General features: G+C 35.3%; 15 protein-coding genes. 1 reads left to right on the top strand and 14 read right to left on the bottom strand.

Annotated elements, in window-relative coordinates; genetic code table 11:
- Nucleotides 1-259 precede the first annotated feature (259 nt).
- The 5 genes from BW932_RS12815 to BW932_RS12795 all read right to left on the bottom strand — a co-directional run bounded on the left by BW932_RS12815 (nucleotide 260) and on the right by BW932_RS12795 (nucleotide 5,437).
- Nucleotides 260-1,969, bottom strand: a complete 1,710-nt coding sequence (locus tag BW932_RS12815; protein WP_076388205.1) for a PspC domain-containing protein — start codon at nucleotides 1,967-1,969, stop codon at nucleotides 260-262.
- Between the two features lie 4 nt (nucleotides 1,970-1,973).
- Entirely contained in the window at nucleotides 1,974-2,345 is a 372-nt protein-coding gene (locus BW932_RS12810) for a PadR family transcriptional regulator (protein WP_076388265.1), read from the bottom strand.
- A gap of 292 nt (nucleotides 2,346-2,637) precedes the next feature.
- Complete coding sequence (locus tag BW932_RS12805; RefSeq protein WP_076388203.1) at nucleotides 2,638-4,074, bottom strand: T9SS-dependent choice-of-anchor J family protein; 1,437 nt, start codon at nucleotides 4,072-4,074, stop codon at nucleotides 2,638-2,640.
- 159 nt (nucleotides 4,075-4,233) lie between these two features.
- Entirely contained in the window at nucleotides 4,234-4,521 is a 288-nt protein-coding gene (locus BW932_RS12800; RefSeq protein ID WP_076388201.1) for a chaperone modulator CbpM, read from the bottom strand.
- Nucleotides 4,514-5,437 carry a DnaJ C-terminal domain-containing protein gene (locus BW932_RS12795; RefSeq protein ID WP_076388199.1) on the bottom strand — a complete coding sequence of 308 codons (924 nt, stop codon included), beginning with the start codon at nucleotides 5,435-5,437 and terminating at the stop codon, nucleotides 4,514-4,516. The genes BW932_RS12800 and BW932_RS12795 overlap by 8 nt, the downstream gene beginning before the upstream one ends.
- A 416-nt stretch (nucleotides 5,438-5,853) precedes the next feature.
- Here BW932_RS12795 and BW932_RS12790 point away from each other — a divergent pair, with 416 nt between their 5' ends.
- Nucleotides 5,854-7,083, top strand: coding sequence for a dicarboxylate/amino acid:cation symporter (locus tag BW932_RS12790; RefSeq protein ID WP_076388197.1), 1,230 nt, complete (start codon nucleotides 5,854-5,856; stop codon nucleotides 7,081-7,083).
- A gap of 65 nt (nucleotides 7,084-7,148) precedes the next feature.
- Here BW932_RS12790 and BW932_RS12785 read toward each other — a convergent pair whose 3' ends face one another.
- The 9 genes from BW932_RS12785 to BW932_RS12745 form a co-directional block, all read right to left on the bottom strand.
- Entirely contained in the window at nucleotides 7,149-9,659 is a 2,511-nt protein-coding gene (locus BW932_RS12785) for a M1 family aminopeptidase (protein WP_076388195.1), read from the bottom strand.
- A 275-nt stretch (nucleotides 9,660-9,934) separates the two neighbouring features.
- Nucleotides 9,935-10,162, bottom strand: coding sequence for a hypothetical protein (locus tag BW932_RS12780; protein ID WP_076388193.1), 228 nt, complete (start codon nucleotides 10,160-10,162; stop codon nucleotides 9,935-9,937).
- Nucleotides 10,163-10,227: 65 nt separating this feature from the next.
- Nucleotides 10,228-10,536, bottom strand: coding sequence for a type II toxin-antitoxin system RelE/ParE family toxin (locus BW932_RS12775; RefSeq protein WP_076388191.1), 309 nt, complete (start codon nucleotides 10,534-10,536; stop codon nucleotides 10,228-10,230).
- Nucleotides 10,533-10,775 carry a hypothetical protein gene (locus tag BW932_RS12770; protein WP_076388189.1) on the bottom strand — a complete coding sequence of 81 codons (243 nt, stop codon included), beginning with the start codon at nucleotides 10,773-10,775 and terminating at the stop codon, nucleotides 10,533-10,535. Before BW932_RS12770 ends, BW932_RS12775 begins: the two co-directional genes overlap by 4 nt.
- Nucleotides 10,776-10,809: 34 nt before the next feature.
- Entirely contained in the window at nucleotides 10,810-11,604 is a 795-nt protein-coding gene (locus BW932_RS12765; protein WP_076388187.1) for a thymidylate synthase, read from the bottom strand.
- A gap of 63 nt (nucleotides 11,605-11,667) precedes the next feature.
- The gene (locus BW932_RS12760) at nucleotides 11,668-12,108 is read right to left on the bottom strand and encodes a hypothetical protein (protein ID WP_076388185.1); all 441 of its coding nucleotides are present in this window, start codon (nucleotides 12,106-12,108) and stop codon (nucleotides 11,668-11,670) included.
- 51 nt (nucleotides 12,109-12,159) lie between these two features.
- On the bottom strand, nucleotides 12,160-12,732 hold the full coding sequence (locus BW932_RS12755) for a hypothetical protein (RefSeq protein WP_076388183.1): 573 nt from the start codon (nucleotides 12,730-12,732) through the stop codon (nucleotides 12,160-12,162).
- Between the two features lie 55 nt (nucleotides 12,733-12,787).
- Entirely contained in the window at nucleotides 12,788-14,137 is a 1,350-nt protein-coding gene (locus BW932_RS12750; RefSeq protein WP_076388181.1) for an alpha-amylase family glycosyl hydrolase, read from the bottom strand.
- Nucleotides 14,138-14,253: 116 nt separating this feature from the next.
- Complete coding sequence (locus tag BW932_RS12745) at nucleotides 14,254-14,835, bottom strand: IS1096 element passenger TnpR family protein (protein ID WP_076388179.1); 582 nt, start codon at nucleotides 14,833-14,835, stop codon at nucleotides 14,254-14,256.
- Between the last annotated feature and the right edge of the window lie 89 nt (nucleotides 14,836-14,924).

Genomic DNA, 14,924 nt, shown 5'->3' with positions numbered 1-14,924 from the left:
TAAACTGCTGATGAAATCCATGATTTTCATTGCGATTTCGAATACGAACTGTACCATGATTGAGTTTTTTAATTGTTAATGATTTACTTTTCCATTTAACACAACGAAATTACTATAATTTAAATTGAGAATACCATTGTGAATGTTAAATTTTCTTTAAAATTGCAATGTAGGGAACAAGCGAAAAGCGAATTTTTCTGGATTCCAATTCTCGTAAAGATCATCGGAAGAAGTTTTCGCTTTTGCTCATCCACTCTCATTAATTGGTTTTAATAGAAACTTCTTTTTTACCGTTTTTGATGGAAATGTTCACGTCTTTCAAATCACTGAAATCTACATTCATAGAATCGATCATTTTTTTGCCCACTTCCTGAGAAACTTTTTTCCCATTTACAATCATAGAATCGTTTTTACCGGAATTTGCGATAATGGAATTTTTCCCGATTTGGATGTTTACTTTTTCATCACCATTATTATCATTATCATCATCCTGATCGTCATCATTTTTCCCGTCGCCATTTAGATCACCTTCGATTTGTAAGACATTATCTCTTACTTTAAAAACCTGGGTTTTTTGTGGAACGACCAATTCATAACTAACATTGTAATCTCTGAAACGGTGTGCGTAGGGATATTTCATGTAATTTGGAAGTAATATTTTATTACCATCGATTTCTACAGGAATATTCAGCTGAACCGGAATATTATATCCATTTCCTTCTTTTTTAATGATTAAATACGGCGTAGTAATATTTGCATTTCTGGTAACATCCACTGACGGATAATCTTCTTCATAAACCATTTTCTTGTCAGAAAAAAGATCATTATCGTACCCTTTAAAATTCTGTGGAATTGTTACCTGTTTCATATCTACATATAAACTGTCTGAGGTCGTGTTAATGCTTACATTTTCGGTATCTTCTTTATGTCCTTTGAAGGATTGCGTTTTTGCCATACTTAAACCAAAGTACGCTCCAAGAGCCATTACTGCGATAAATAATGCACCAATCACCCAACCGATATTTCTTAATTTGGTCTGTGGAGAAAAGATCTTGATGCTCAATAAACTGAAAATAATAGCAGGAATTAAAGATCCTATGATGATAATTGCAGATAAAACTTTGTACAAACCATCGTCTTCAAAATAGAATTTCATTTCATTAGCACCGGGAAAGTTAGAATCGATCCCGAACATTCCGAATAATACAAATACTCCGATGATGCTGCTTACGGCCATTAAAGCCAGAATTCCACCAACAAAATATTTGATCACATTCCAAAGTCCACTTCCTGCATTGTTGATGTAAGGTTTATTTTCATTGTAAATTTCGCCAACTCTTTGCGAAGATTCGTTTGCAAACTGCACTATTTTGGTAGATTCGTTTTTTAAATTATCAAAATTCATTGGTTTACCCTTCATTTTAAGAAAATCGGTAGCAGTGGTTGCTTGTGGCAAAACTGCCCAAAGAATCACGTAGATTAAAATGATGAGCGAAGTAGAGATTGCTGCGGTAAATATTCCGAGAATGGCAATTCCTAACCAAATTGCGCGCATTACACTGATGTCTAAACCTACATAATGAGCCAACCCTGCACAAACACCAGCAATTTTTTGCTTTTCTGGATCGCGGAAGAGTTGTTTGTTTCCTGAAAAATAAGCAGAAGATTTAGCATTTCTTTTTGAATTATTTTCAGAATAATATGCTTCTTCCTGTTCTTCGATCTCTTCTGGTTTACCAATTTGAGAAATTACCCGTTCTACATCTCCATCATTGATAACTTCTCTTTTTCCGAGGGTATCATTGAAGATTTCTACCATTCTGATCTCGATATCGTGCATTACCTCATCTGCTTCATTCGCATCCAAAGAATTTCTAAGCGCTGCAAGATAATCGCTAAGTTTAATATATGCGTGTTCCTCGATTGTGAAAGAGAAACCGGCAAGTCCTATTGAGAGTGTTTTATTCATGGTTTTAAGAATTTGGTTGGAACGCGCTTTCAGGTGCGCTCGTCGGATTAGTGTTTTTAGTGATTTGGTTTACAGAGTCTGTCAATTCGTTCCAGGTATTTCGAAGCTCGGCTAAAAACAAATTGCCTTTTTCTGTAATCTGGTAATATTTTCTGGGCGGTCCTCCTGTAGATTCTTCCCATCGGTAGGAAAGAAATTCGCCGTTTTTCAATCTTGTGAGGAGAGGATACAGCGTTCCTTCCACCACATCTAGTTTTCCTTTTTTTAGTTCGTCGATCAAATCAGAAACATACATTTCTCTTTGGTCAATCAAACTCAAAATACAGAATTCTAGAATTCCTTTTCGCATTTGCGCTTTGGTGTTTTCTGTGTTCATTATTTTTGGGTTATTAATTAGTTTCGTTCTTGTGGTAAATTTGTAAGAAATTATAATCATCGATTCATCACACTTTCTCAATCTTACTATGCAAAGATATAAAATTATTTTAGTATCATGCAATACAAAGTAGTAATTTTTTTTATTTTTTTTTATACTGAATCCATTCTAATATTTGAATAAGTCTGTGATGACAGCATGTTCGGGAAATAAACTGCTTAAAAAAAGACCAAAAAAAATCCGCCTCATTGCTGAGGCGGATTCCTATTTAGCTTAAAAAACTAAGAAATTCTTATTTTTTAATTGCTTTAATTGAACGAACTGTTCCGTCTTCCATTTTAAGATTAACAAGATATAGACCCGTTTTCAAGTCAGAAAGGTTAAGTTCTGTACTTGGCTCCATAGATTTAACCTGTCTTCCGGAAACATCGCTGATTGTAACGGATTTAACACCTTTAACGTCAGAGATTTTTAATACATCATGGAATGGATTAGGATAAACAGAAACTGCTGTTTTGTCTTTTTCTGATACCGCTAATACACCTAGACAAATAACACTTCTTGTGTGGGATGTAGTAGAATTTGTTAAACCTGTACATGAAGCATCAGTGTGACTGTAAAATCTAATAAGTCCAGTTGTAGTTGCTGTATAGTTTAACGGTCCTACTCCATGAGCTAATACAACAGGAGCTGCAACGTTTGTTGCAAGGGTAATATAATAACCTGTCTTAAGTAATGTTTCAAATTTATAGGTATTTCCTGCTACAACTGATACGGTAGAATACTCACCTGCATATGCAATAGTTCGAGTAACTGCAGTTGTTCCATTACATGTAGAAGGTACAAGAGCTCCATATAAACCATTAGGAGAAGTAGTACAACCTGCAGCAACAAAAGCTTTTGTTGTAAAATTATAAATAGTAGTACATCCTGTAGCACTTCCTGCAGAATTAACAGGAACAACTCTCCAATAGTACTTAGTGTTAGCTAAAAGAGAATTATTAGTAGCAGTACTAAATGTTGCAGTTGGATTTACGAAATTTCCAATTTTAGTTGTTGCTCCAGCGGTAGTATCCATGTACAATTCATAGTATGATACTGCTCCTCCTGTGGTAGGTGCAGTCCAAGTAAGAGTGGTATTCGTATTATCTACTTCAATTGCATTATTTGCAGGAGCAGCTAGTGTAGCACAATCCGGAGCTACAGTTGGAGCGGTATCATTTACCACATTGTCAAATAAGAGTCTGAACATATCTGTTCCAGTTGCATGAAAACCAACATATATTGTTTGTCCTACATATGGAGTTAGATCAAGAACTACTTGTGTCCAAGCATTTGGAGCAGGACCATTTACTTTAATAAAAGTTGTAAAATCAGCACCTGTAGTAGGCATTACTGTTGAAATTTTAACATCGTAACTTTCAACATACGCTGGATCTTGATTCTTTACAAAATAGGTTATCCGATCATTAACACCTGCAGTTACAGTAATTGCTGGAGTTACTAAAAAATCATCATGTGCTACAGCATCAAAATTGATTTGTGCAGAATTTGGCGCAGAAAGTGTAGATCCTGGTGCACCTGCAGCAAAAATAAATGTAGATGCTCCTCCACCATTGATAACACTCCACCCAGCTGGCGCAGTAGTTGCCGCGTCAAAATTTTCTGAGAATTGCGCATTTGCACTAACTCCTAAAGCTAATAAGCAAGAAAATAATAATTTTTTCATAAACTTTTTTTAATTTGTTAAACTTTACAAACCTAATAAATAATTTCCATACAATTAGGATAAATCTCTACAATTATTGAATAAATGTTTACAATTGTTGTAAATTATTGAATAGGAGCGTTTATGATTTGCTCGGGCAAGAAAACTTTAACTTTAGCACTATTCATCATCAATAATTATATACCGTGACAGTTTTTTATTCTCATTTTGCAAATTTTCTAGCTTAGTAAGCAATTGATGAATAATTTCCAAACCAGGTAAATTGACATCTAGATCATAATGCCAATTCGAAAATTTTTCAAATGCCGATAAATCATCATACCGTAAATACTTCGTTTCATTTTCATGCTCCACCTGCAACAAACCAGATTCTTCCAGTGAATCAAAAAAGCTAATTTCGATATCGTAAATTTTTACGAGTTCTTCTCGGGAAATTCTATCATTCATTTTTCAGGTCTTTTAATTGTTGAAATAATTCTTTTTCTTTTTCCGTAAGATGGGTCGGAATTTTGATCATATACGTCACAAATAGATCACCAAACTCCCCTTCTTTTTTGTACAGAGGAAAACCTTTTCCTTTCAAACGTACTTTCGTTCCGTTCTGCGTTTCGGGTTTTACCTTTAGATTTACACTTCCATCTAAAGTTTTGATCGGAACTTCCCCACCTAAAACTGCGGTGTAAAAATCAATTTCTACTTCAGAAGTCAAATCATCGCCTTTTCTTTTAAAATGAGGATCTTCCTTGATGTTGAAAGTAATAAACAAATCACCATTTGGACCACCATTTTGACCAGGATTTCCGTAACCCGAAAGTTTAATTTTTTGACCATCGGCAACTCCCGCGGGAATGGTAATCCTCACTTTTTTGCCATTAATTTCGAAAGTTTGTTGATGAGAAACTGCGACCTCTCTTAAATTAAGATTCAGTTCTGCAGAAACATCTTGTCCTTTAAACTTCCCAGAAGCGCTTCCTCTGGAATTTTGTCCGAAACCGGCTCTTGTTCCACCACCGCCAAACATACTCTGGAAAAAATCTGAAAAATCTTCACCCTCGCCAAAATCAGCACCGGAATAATTGCCATAATTTCCTCCTCGTTGCGATTGATATTGCTGTTGCGCTTTCTCTTGTTCTTCCCCATGTTTCCAATTTTCCCCGTATTTGTCGTACTTCTCGCGGTTTTCTTTGTGACTCAAAACTTCATTGGCTTCATTGAGTTCTTTAAATTTCTTTTCTGCTTCTTTATCGCCCGGATTAACGTCTGGATGGTATTTTCGGGCTAATTTTCGGTAAGCCTTTTTTATCTCTTCGGGAGTTGCTTTTTTATCAATTCCCAAAACTTTGTAATAATCGATATAGGCCATAAATTAATGATTTACTCAAATTTACTAAAACTAAAACGAAAGATGTTCTAAAGTTCTGTTAAATCTTTGCCTTTAAATTCCCTCTTTATCTTCCGCCAATTATTTTAAAGAATCTACTACATATAGCAATTAAAAAATACCGGATTTCTCGAGGGAAAAAGATGCAAAGAAGTTACGGTCGTTTACAATTGCGCCAATAAATAGATTTTTCATTGACTCTGCATTTCGAACCGATACCGACGAATAAAAAGGAAGAAAAACCATTTCCTGCGCTTCCTTGAAGAAACTACAGAGACTTTTTGTTCGTGAACATTACCACGGATTCATCAACAATTAATAAACTTCCGAAAAATATCATTAAAATCTAAAAATCCCATTTTTAAAATTTACTCCTATCTTTGAAAAAATTACAAGATATGAAAGACATTCTGAAAAATTATTCGGGCATTATTTTACTCTTGGGTGGAATTGCAGTCGGAAGTCTTATTGGAATATTTTTTCCTGATGTTGTAAATTATCTGAAACCGCTCGGTGATATTTTTCTTAATTTACTTTTCGTGAGCGTAGTTCCACTCGTGTATTTCGCGGTGGCAAATTCTATTGCGAGTGTAGAAAAAGGCGGAAAATTCGGAAAAATTATTTTCTCTACGATTTTTACTTTTCTCCTATTTATACTAATTGCTGCACTTTTCACCATTTCAGTGGTTTACTTTTTTCCGACCGAAGCATTGCCATCAAATTCCCAAGAAATCATGGAAAATTCGGCACCTGAAAGTTGGGGAGACCGAATTGTAAGCTTTTTCACGGTGAGTGAATTCACGGAATTATTTTCCCGAAAAAACATGCTCGCTTTATTAATATTCGCATTTTTAACCGGAACAGCGTCCAGAAAAGCAGGTGAAGCAGGCGCAGTTTTCCGCGCGTTTCTAGCATCGGGATATGAAGTGATGAAAGAACTTCTGCTTCTGGTAATGAAAGTGGCACCTATTGGATTAGGCGCTTATTTTGCATTTCAGGTTGCGACGATCGGGCCACAACTTTTTGGTTTTTATGCAAAACCGCTCGGTTTATATTATAGTTCTGGGATTGTTTATTTCTTCGTGTTTTTTACGCTTTATGCATTTATAGCCAAAGGTAAAATCGGGGTGCGACAATTCTGGAAGAATAATATTTATCCCAGCTTAACCGCCATTTCAACCTGCAGCAGTTTTGCAACAATGCCCTCAAATTTACAGGCAGCTGCAAAAATAGGAATTCCAGATACAATTGCCAATATTGTGATTCCCATTGGAAGTACGCTGCACAAAAACGGTTCTTCGATGTCTTCGATCATTAAAATTTATGTTGCATTTCTCATTATTGGCAAAGATTTCTTTGATCCGATGAATTTGCTTTTGGCATTAGGAATCACCATTTTCGTGAGTATTGTTGCGGGTGGAATTCCGAATGGAGGCTATATTGGGGAAATGTTGATGATTTCTGTCTACCAACTACCACAGGAAGCAATTCCGGCGGTGATGATTATCGGGACTTTGGTTGATCCTTTGGCGACTGTTTTAAATTCTACGGGAGATACGGTTGCAGCGATGTTTGTGACGAAAATCTCGGGCCAAAAATTTGAGAAACCGAAAGAGTTTGCACCTTAATTACCTCCCAAAAAAAAGAACTTCCTTTTTCGGAAGTTCTTTTAGTTCAGTTACGATTTTTGAAATTATTTATAAACTTCAATCGTTTTATTAATCAAATCAATTTGCTGATGAATGGTTGAACTTGAAGGATTTGCCTTTAGAACGACCATCTTTTTCTCAAGACCATCTTTTAAAATCTGTACAATCATCATTTTCGCTTGCGGATTCTGACCAATTTGACCTTTCACCTGCGTTAAAACTTTGGTAACATTTTCCGTAGCTTTCAAATGATCAGAACTCATAATCCAGTTAAATCCAGCTTCTGCAGCGTCGCCTAATTCTGGTTTTTGAAATTTAATAAAAGGATAAAACGCCGCGGTAGATGCAATTGCAGCCATTTGCTTTTCAATTTTATTTTTAACGATGATGGGCATAAGTTCGGCGATCACTTCTTCATCTGCTCCTTCGAGATCAATTTTATCAGCCAACGAAGCAATTCGCGACGGATCAACTGCTGCAATCCCTGCAAGAGAATTGGCCTTCACCGAATTGGAAACCGAATTCATTCCTTTTTCAAAAAGAGGCAGGTATTTTTTATCTTTTATTTTTCCTAAAGCTGAAATTGCCGCACCCTGAACGAGTGTTTTGGGATCGCTCGAAGCCATTTTTTCCACTTCTGCGAGTGCTGCTTTTGCTTGGTCAGGTTTAGACAAATCTAAACCGACAAGAGCTTTTCCCCGAATTCTGAAATTGGAATCTTTTAAAGCTGCAACCACTGTTTTTAAAGCCGCCGGATTTTTCGTGAGGTTTTCAATTGCGTTTTCTACCGCTTTGTATCTGCTCAAAAACTGCGTTGAATTTTGATATTGAATTAAAAACTGCTCCGGAGTTTTAGTATCCGTAATTTCTGCAAGCAAAACGCCATCTGAATTTAGATTGACCAAATCTGGATTTTTGCTCACCTGAAAAGTGAAATCGTTTTTCTCTTTTGCGCTCACCCAAACATTTTTTCTGGTAGGTTTTCCGTTTTCGAAAATATCGATCGCTAAAGGAAACTGAAAATTCTGCCCAATCTGATTTTGACTCAGCGTAATTGTTACTGCTTTTTTGACAGGCTCAAAACTGCTTGTATAAGAAATTTTCGGGTTTCCGTTTCCAAAATACCATTGGTTAAAAAACCAGTTTAAATCTTTCCCCGAAACTTTTTCTAGAGACAATCGCAGTTGATGTGCTTCGCCGGTTCCGAACTCGTTGGTTTTTAAATAATCGGTTAATCCTGCAAAAAAAGCATCGTCGCCTACATAATTTCGCAGCATGTGTAGAATTGCGCCACCTTTATTATAAGAAACGCCATCGAACATGTCTTCTCGCGAATGATAATTGAAACGCACCAAATCTTTCGAAATGTTAGAAGGATCCATCATATATCCTCGGATCTCTTTCATTAATCCGTAATCTGCGATATCTTTTCCATATTTATGCTCGTTCCAAAGGTATTGCGAGTAGTTGGCGAAGGATTCGTTTACGGTCAAATTGCTCCAACTTTCAGCGGTGACTAAATCACCAAACCAATGGTGAAACAATTCGTGAGCAATGGTATCTTCCCAGCGGTTTTCATCAATTAAATCTCCCGGTTTTTGTTGTGCAGATTCCTGATGAAGCGTTGCAGTGGTGTTTTCCATGGCGCCGGAAACGAAATCTCTTCCGGTAATTTGCGCATATTTAGACCACGGATAATCGTAACTTAATCTTTTAGAAAAGAACTCGATCATTTCGGGTGTGTTCCCGAAAATCTGTTTTGCGAAAGGTTCATATTCTTTTTCAACATAATAATCTACCTCGATATTTCTCCATTTATCTTTCACAACGGCGTATTCACCAACTCCCATGAAAAACAGATAAGGCGCATGTTTTTTATCCATCACCCAATGATCGGTGCGCAAACCGCCACTTTCTTTGGTAGAAGATTTCATGATTCCATTGGATAAAGTCACGTATTTATCGGGAACGGTCATGTAAATTTCCTGGGTGGTTTTTTGGTTGGTTTTGTCAATTGTTGGAAACCAGGCTGAACTGGATTCGGTTTCTCCTTGCGTCCAAATTTGGGTAGGTTTATCGGCATCTTTTCCTTGCGCATTGATAAAATACAAACCTTTTGCGTCAGAAATTGCTGCGCTTCCTTTTTGAGAAACCTCGTTTGGACGAGCGGTATATTTGATGTAAACCGTATAATCTTGATTTTTGTTGTAGGTTTTATCAAGATTTATTTTGAGTAGATCGTCTTTATACTCATATTTTAACGGACTTTTGCTGCCATTTTTATTTAAAGCCACTTCGTGGATCAACATTCCTTTAGCGTTCAAAACCAAAGAATCAGTGGGATAAAAATAGGGAGAAGCAGTTAACCATTCTTCGCCGCCCATTTGTTCTTTTTGGTAATCGAAATTCACCTTTAGTTTGGTGTGTTTCAATTCTGTAGTTTTGGTGTGCGTTTGTCGGTAAATTTCGGTTCTGCCGGAAGTTTCGGTTTGTGCGAATGTATTTCCGGAAAGCATCACTCCGAGTAATCCGAGAGCGACTACAATTTTTTTCATATGTAAATATTTATTGTTTTTTATTTGTCATGTGTTATCGCCTAATCTTCATGTGTGTTTGTTTAAAAACTTGTTAATGGCGATTTCACATGTAGATTTTTATTGTTTTTTATTTGTCATATGTTATCGCCTAGTCTTCATGAGTGTTTGTTTAAAAACTTGTTAATGGCGATTTCATATGTAGATTTTTATTGTTTTTTATTTGTCATCTGTTATCGCCTAATCTTCATGAGTGTTTGTTTACAAAATTGTTAATGGCGATTTCATAAGATCATTTATTTTGATTTTGGGTGAAGCAAAAGATCGAAAATATCATTTACAATCGTTTCGTATTCGCCTTTTTTTAACTGTTCTTTACTTTTCGCAAAAGCTTTTTTCAGGTCACTTTCTGCGTTTTCATCATCGATGATTTCGATTGATTTAATGCCTTTAATCTGCATAAACAGTTCTGCCATTTTCGCAAAATCAGCTTTTTCTTCGAGGTTTATCTTTAAAGATTTCATTGGTGATAAGTACGATCTTTTTACAAAAAGTTACAAAAAAAGTGAAGTCGCACTTCACTAGGTTTTTATTTGAGATTCAATAAATATTTTAAATTTTCAGGGTCTTTTTTATTGGCCCAAAATAATAAAATTTCAACAGAATCATCATGTAATTCAAAAAACACTTTAACTTGTTTTTTTCCAATTAAAGCAAACCTTAAATTATCTTTGGAATTTATTTTTGGATAGGATATAATTCTATCATTTAGAGATTGTATGAATTTTTCAAAGTCATTATTTAAGTTCTGGATTTCTTTATCCGTCCATTTGGATTCCAAAAATTCAATAATTTCTTGAAGCGTTTTCAAAGCATTTTTTGAATATCTGATTTTCATTTTTTTCTAAAAATAGAATTCATTAATTCTTCAGAATGCTCTATGTATTCGCCGTTATTTATTTGTTCGCGACTCTGCTCCATCACTTTCCCAAAATATTCTGAATTTTCAATTTCATCCCAAGAGTAGGTTTTATCTTCTTCGGATACATCAACGCTTTTAATGCCTTTTATTTGTGAAAGCAGTTTCTTGATGAAAGAAATATCGGCGTTGTCTTCTAATTGTATGGTCAATTCCATTTGACTTAATTTTTATCAAAGTTAAAGATAATTTCTATATCGCAACCGGCGCTTTAATTCCCGGATCCGGAGTGTAATTTTCTAGTGTAAAATCTTCAAAATCAAAATCAAAAATATTTTTAATTTCAGGATTTAATTTCATGGTTGGCAAAGATTTCGGCGTACGCGAAAGTTGTCTTTGAACCTGCTCAAAATGATTATTATAAATATGAACATCACCAAAAGTGTGAACGTAATCTCCAACTTCTAAATCACAAACCTGCGCAACCATCATTAAAAGCAAGGCATAACTCGCAATATTAAAGGGAACTCCGAGAAAAACATCTGCACTTCTTTGGTACAATTGAAGGGATAATTTGCCATCCGCAACATAAAACTGGAACATCGCGTGACACGGCGCTAAAGCCATGTTTGGAATTTCAGCAGCATTCCAGGCGGAAACGATCAATCTTCGGGAATCCGGATTTTTTTTAATTTGCTCAATCACTTCAGAAAACTGATCGACTATTTTTCCATTTGCTCCGGTCCAACTTCGCCATTGTGCGCCATAAACAGGACCTAAATCTCCATTTTCATCCGCCCATTCATTCCAGATCGAAACTCCGTTATCCGTTAAATATTTAGTGTTTGTATCACCTTTAATGAACCACATTAATTCATAAATAATGGACTTTAAATGCACTTTTTTTGTAGTAACCAAAGGAAATCCTTTAGATAAATCATAACGCAACTGATAACCAAAAACGCTTCTGGTTCCAGTTCCGGTTCGGTCGGTTTTATCGGTTCCGTTATCTAAAATATGTTGAAGTAAGTCGAGGTAATTTTGCATTGAAATTAATTTGAAAATGTGATCATGCGCTCATTTGAAAATATGAAAAAAGCATTTTCAAATTTACCAAATTTTTACAATTTGTTGTTTGTTATTATTGAAAGAAAATTCTGCATTTTGAGATTTTCCCGACATTGCCTTTGCCAAAGGACTTTCTGTAGAAATGACAAATATTTTATCATCATTAAAAATTATTTCTCCCAACGAAACGGCAATATAAAAAAGACCTTTATCGGTTTTTACAAGACTTCCCAAACCAACAATTTGATGCGCATTAATATTCATTAATTTCAACGAATTTTTTGCCCGCAGATTTTCATTCAACTGAATTTGAAGGTTGTTAATTTCCTGTTGCACCATTTCCCGCGACGTCTCATATTTATCGCCCATGGAACTTTTGGTTTCGTTGTTGGAAGCACGGGTTTCGTCGATCAATCGTTCTAAATTATCAATTTTTTCAGATAATTTTTTCTGGATGATTTGAAGGATTTCGGATTTGTTCATATTTTTCGAAACCCTTTCAGCCTTTAAAAGGCTGAAAGGGTTGTTTTAATTTTAATCAATTCGATGACAAAAAACAAAATTCTCTCTATCATCAAAGTATTCTAATACTTTATTTCTCTGAAGTTTAGTGGGTGAATCTGAAAGAATTGCATGATAAGAACTCCATTTATAATCTTCAGCACGATCTACAATACCGTGGTTTTTCGGATTATTATGAATATCCAATATCAATTGTACTAAATAAGTTTCATTCTCAACCAATTTTCTTTCAAAAGGCTTTTCGAATAAACTTCCGGATCTTTTGTATCTTTTATTGATTGCCAAAGTGTAAGCATTAAAAAAATGAGAAAATTGTCTTGAAGCATCAAAGCTTTTTGGTTTTTCTACTGTTGAAAATGTAAAATCCGACAATACCAACTCTTCAAATTCTTTAATTCTAATCAATAAATGAAAATGGTTATTCATTAAGCAATAACAATAAATATCTGCAACAGGAAAAATATATTTGGTCAAAAGTTTCAAAAAATAGAGGTAATTCTCTTCTTCAAAGAAAATATCTTGACTGTTATTTCCTCTGTTGAAAATATGATAAAATTTTCCAAATTCAATTTTTTCTATTTGCATACTTTCGTATTTACAAAACCCTTTCAGCCTTTAAAAGGCTGAAAGGGTTGATTCCTTATCTCTCAAAAACTGCGTAATCTCCAGCTTTCATTTCGAAATTTTTATGGGTAGCAAAATCCCGTTTTGTTTGATCAAAAACATTTTTGAAACTTCCGGAAACTTGTTCATCTTCAATTTTAAAATTAACGACTTCTTTCGACATATTCAAAACAACCAAAACCTCATCTTTTCCATTTTTTCTAACGTACGCTAAAATTTTATCGTCGGCTGAAGTTTTCAAAAAATAAGTAGTAACATTAGAATCACCGCCTCGCAAAGCTGGATTGGTAGATTTTAAATTCAATAAAGTTTGATAGAACGAAGCCATTTGATTGTTGCCGTTCCAGTTAATTACATCTTTTTCAAAAAATTCCAATCGTTTCATATTGGGCAATTCTTGTCCGGAATACAAAAGCGGAACTCCATTCCACGTTGCAGAAAAAACGGCAAGAGGTTTTGCAATCAAACCATATTTTTCATATTCGGTTCCGTTCCATGTATTTTCATCATGATTCGTCGTAAACCAAGCTCTCATTGACTCATCGCCAATTGCAGAATATTTAATGAGCAAATCTTTCAATTCAGAAAGAGGCAAATCTTTTTTATAATAATCCGCCGTTTTATGCATCCAAGTCCAGGAATAACTGGCGTCGAAAACTTTTCCGTAATCGGGATTATCGAGTTCATCAAATTCACCGATGAAAAACAAGGGTTTTATTTTCTCCACTTCCGGTCTTGCTTGCTGCCAGAAATCGACTTCTACCCAACTTGCTAAATCGCAACGAAATCCGTCGATATTGGTTTCTTTTACCCAAAATTTCATGGCATCGATCATTGCTCGTCGCATCGCGGGATTTTTGTAATCCAGTTCGATAATATCATCCATTCCGGAAGCGATCTGAAAATCGTTTGTTTTAGGATCTTTCAAATAATATTCCGGATGTGATTTGGTCCAAACATGATCCCAACCGGTGTGATTTGCGACCCAATCGATGATCACATTGAAACCCATTTTGTGCGCTTCATCGACCAAATGTTTGAAATCTTCTAAATTTCCGAATTCTGGATTGATGGAAACATAATCATGCGCTGCGTATTGACTTCCCATTGTTCCCTTTTTCACCTTTTGAGAAATCGGCGTAATTGGCATCAACCAAAGTGTTTTTACACCCATTTCTTTCAAACGCGGCATTTCTTTTTCGAACGCACGAAACGTTCCTTCTTTGGTGTATTGTCTTAAGTTAACTTCGTAAATATTGGTATGGTGTTTCCACTCGCTTGGTGAATTGGTCATTTTTGTAGTTTTTTGCGTGGTGCAGGAAAGAATTCCCAAACCGATGATTGATAAAAGTAAAAGCTTTTTCATTCTTAATGATTTAGGACAAATATATTGATTTTTATTTCAAGCACTACAAGAAATTCCTTCTAACGCTGAACTTTTGCGCACAAAAAAACCTCTTAAAAAAAAGAGGTTTTGTATAATTAAATATCGTCGTTGTCAACTTCGTCGAAATTATCGTTGTAGTCATCTTCTTCATCATCGAAATCGTCTTCATCTTCATCTGCAAAACTGCTTGCATTAAACTCATCTTCAAAACTTCCAAATTCATCATCCAATAAAGGGATCACCGAATTTTTGCCCATTTTCTTAGCGGTTTTGCTTGGTGCTTTCAAAGGCATATTTCCGAAGCGGAACACCGTAATTGGATAATTTACGGCAGGTTTTTCATCTATTTCTTCTACCAATTCACAGAAAAACTCCCACAAATCCATAAAACCGTATTGAAACTGAATTTTGGCTCCTTTGTCCTCGAAAGCTTCGGAGAGGTAAACATCACTCATAATTTCGCCGTCGCCATCATCGCTCATATCTTCCAACGGAACTGATTTCAGCACCACTCCATCTTTATCTAATAAATGAAACACGGACAAATCATCGCCCATTAGACTAAATGCACTTTTGATTCCCAAGTGCAGATTCCAAAGTGTTTGTTTTTCTTTGATTTCGACATCTCTAAAAATATCATCTTTGGCGTCTAAAATTACACGGATCTTATAAATCATCTTTTCCTTTAAATGTTTTGGTTAGTCTGCTTCAATAATTTTCGGGTACAAATATAAAACAATTGCATTTTGACAAAAAAAATATCAGC

This window comes from Kaistella chaponensis (genome assembly GCF_900156725.1).
Taxonomy (GTDB): domain Bacteria; phylum Bacteroidota; class Bacteroidia; order Flavobacteriales; family Weeksellaceae; genus Kaistella; species Kaistella chaponensis.
The sequence above is the reverse complement of the archived record's forward strand: the minus strand, read 5'-3'. Positions and strand labels throughout refer to the sequence as shown.

Bases quoted from the DNA above. Each gene is read 5' to 3' on its own strand.
- BW932_RS12815 (WP_076388205.1), bottom strand. From the start codon at position 1,969: ATGAATAAAACACTCTCAATAGGACTTGCCGGTTTCTCTTTCACAATC.
- BW932_RS12810 (WP_076388265.1), bottom strand. From the start codon at position 2,345: ATGAACACAGAAAACACCAAAGCGCAAATGCGAAAAGGAATTCTAGAA.
- BW932_RS12805 (WP_076388203.1), bottom strand. From the start codon at position 4,074: ATGAAAAAATTATTATTTTCTTGCTTATTAGCTTTAGGAGTTAGTGCA.
- BW932_RS12800 (WP_076388201.1), bottom strand. From the start codon at position 4,521: ATGAATGATAGAATTTCCCGAGAAGAACTCGTAAAAATTTACGATATC.
- BW932_RS12795 (WP_076388199.1), bottom strand. From the start codon at position 5,437: ATGGCCTATATCGATTATTACAAAGTTTTGGGAATTGATAAAAAAGCA.
- BW932_RS12790 (WP_076388197.1), top strand. From the start codon at position 5,854: ATGAAAGACATTCTGAAAAATTATTCGGGCATTATTTTACTCTTGGGT.
- BW932_RS12785 (WP_076388195.1), bottom strand. From the start codon at position 9,659: ATGAAAAAAATTGTAGTCGCTCTCGGATTACTCGGAGTGATGCTTTCC.
- BW932_RS12780 (WP_076388193.1), bottom strand. From the start codon at position 10,162: ATGAAATCTTTAAAGATAAACCTCGAAGAAAAAGCTGATTTTGCGAAA.
- BW932_RS12775 (WP_076388191.1), bottom strand. From the start codon at position 10,536: ATGAAAATCAGATATTCAAAAAATGCTTTGAAAACGCTTCAAGAAATT.
- BW932_RS12770 (WP_076388189.1), bottom strand. From the start codon at position 10,775: ATGGAATTGACCATACAATTAGAAGACAACGCCGATATTTCTTTCATC.
- BW932_RS12765 (WP_076388187.1), bottom strand. From the start codon at position 11,604: ATGCAAAATTACCTCGACTTACTTCAACATATTTTAGATAACGGAACC.
- BW932_RS12760 (WP_076388185.1), bottom strand. From the start codon at position 12,108: ATGAACAAATCCGAAATCCTTCAAATCATCCAGAAAAAATTATCTGAA.
- BW932_RS12755 (WP_076388183.1), bottom strand. From the start codon at position 12,732: ATGCAAATAGAAAAAATTGAATTTGGAAAATTTTATCATATTTTCAAC.
- BW932_RS12750 (WP_076388181.1), bottom strand. From the start codon at position 14,137: ATGAAAAAGCTTTTACTTTTATCAATCATCGGTTTGGGAATTCTTTCC.
- BW932_RS12745 (WP_076388179.1), bottom strand. From the start codon at position 14,835: ATGATTTATAAGATCCGTGTAATTTTAGACGCCAAAGATGATATTTTT.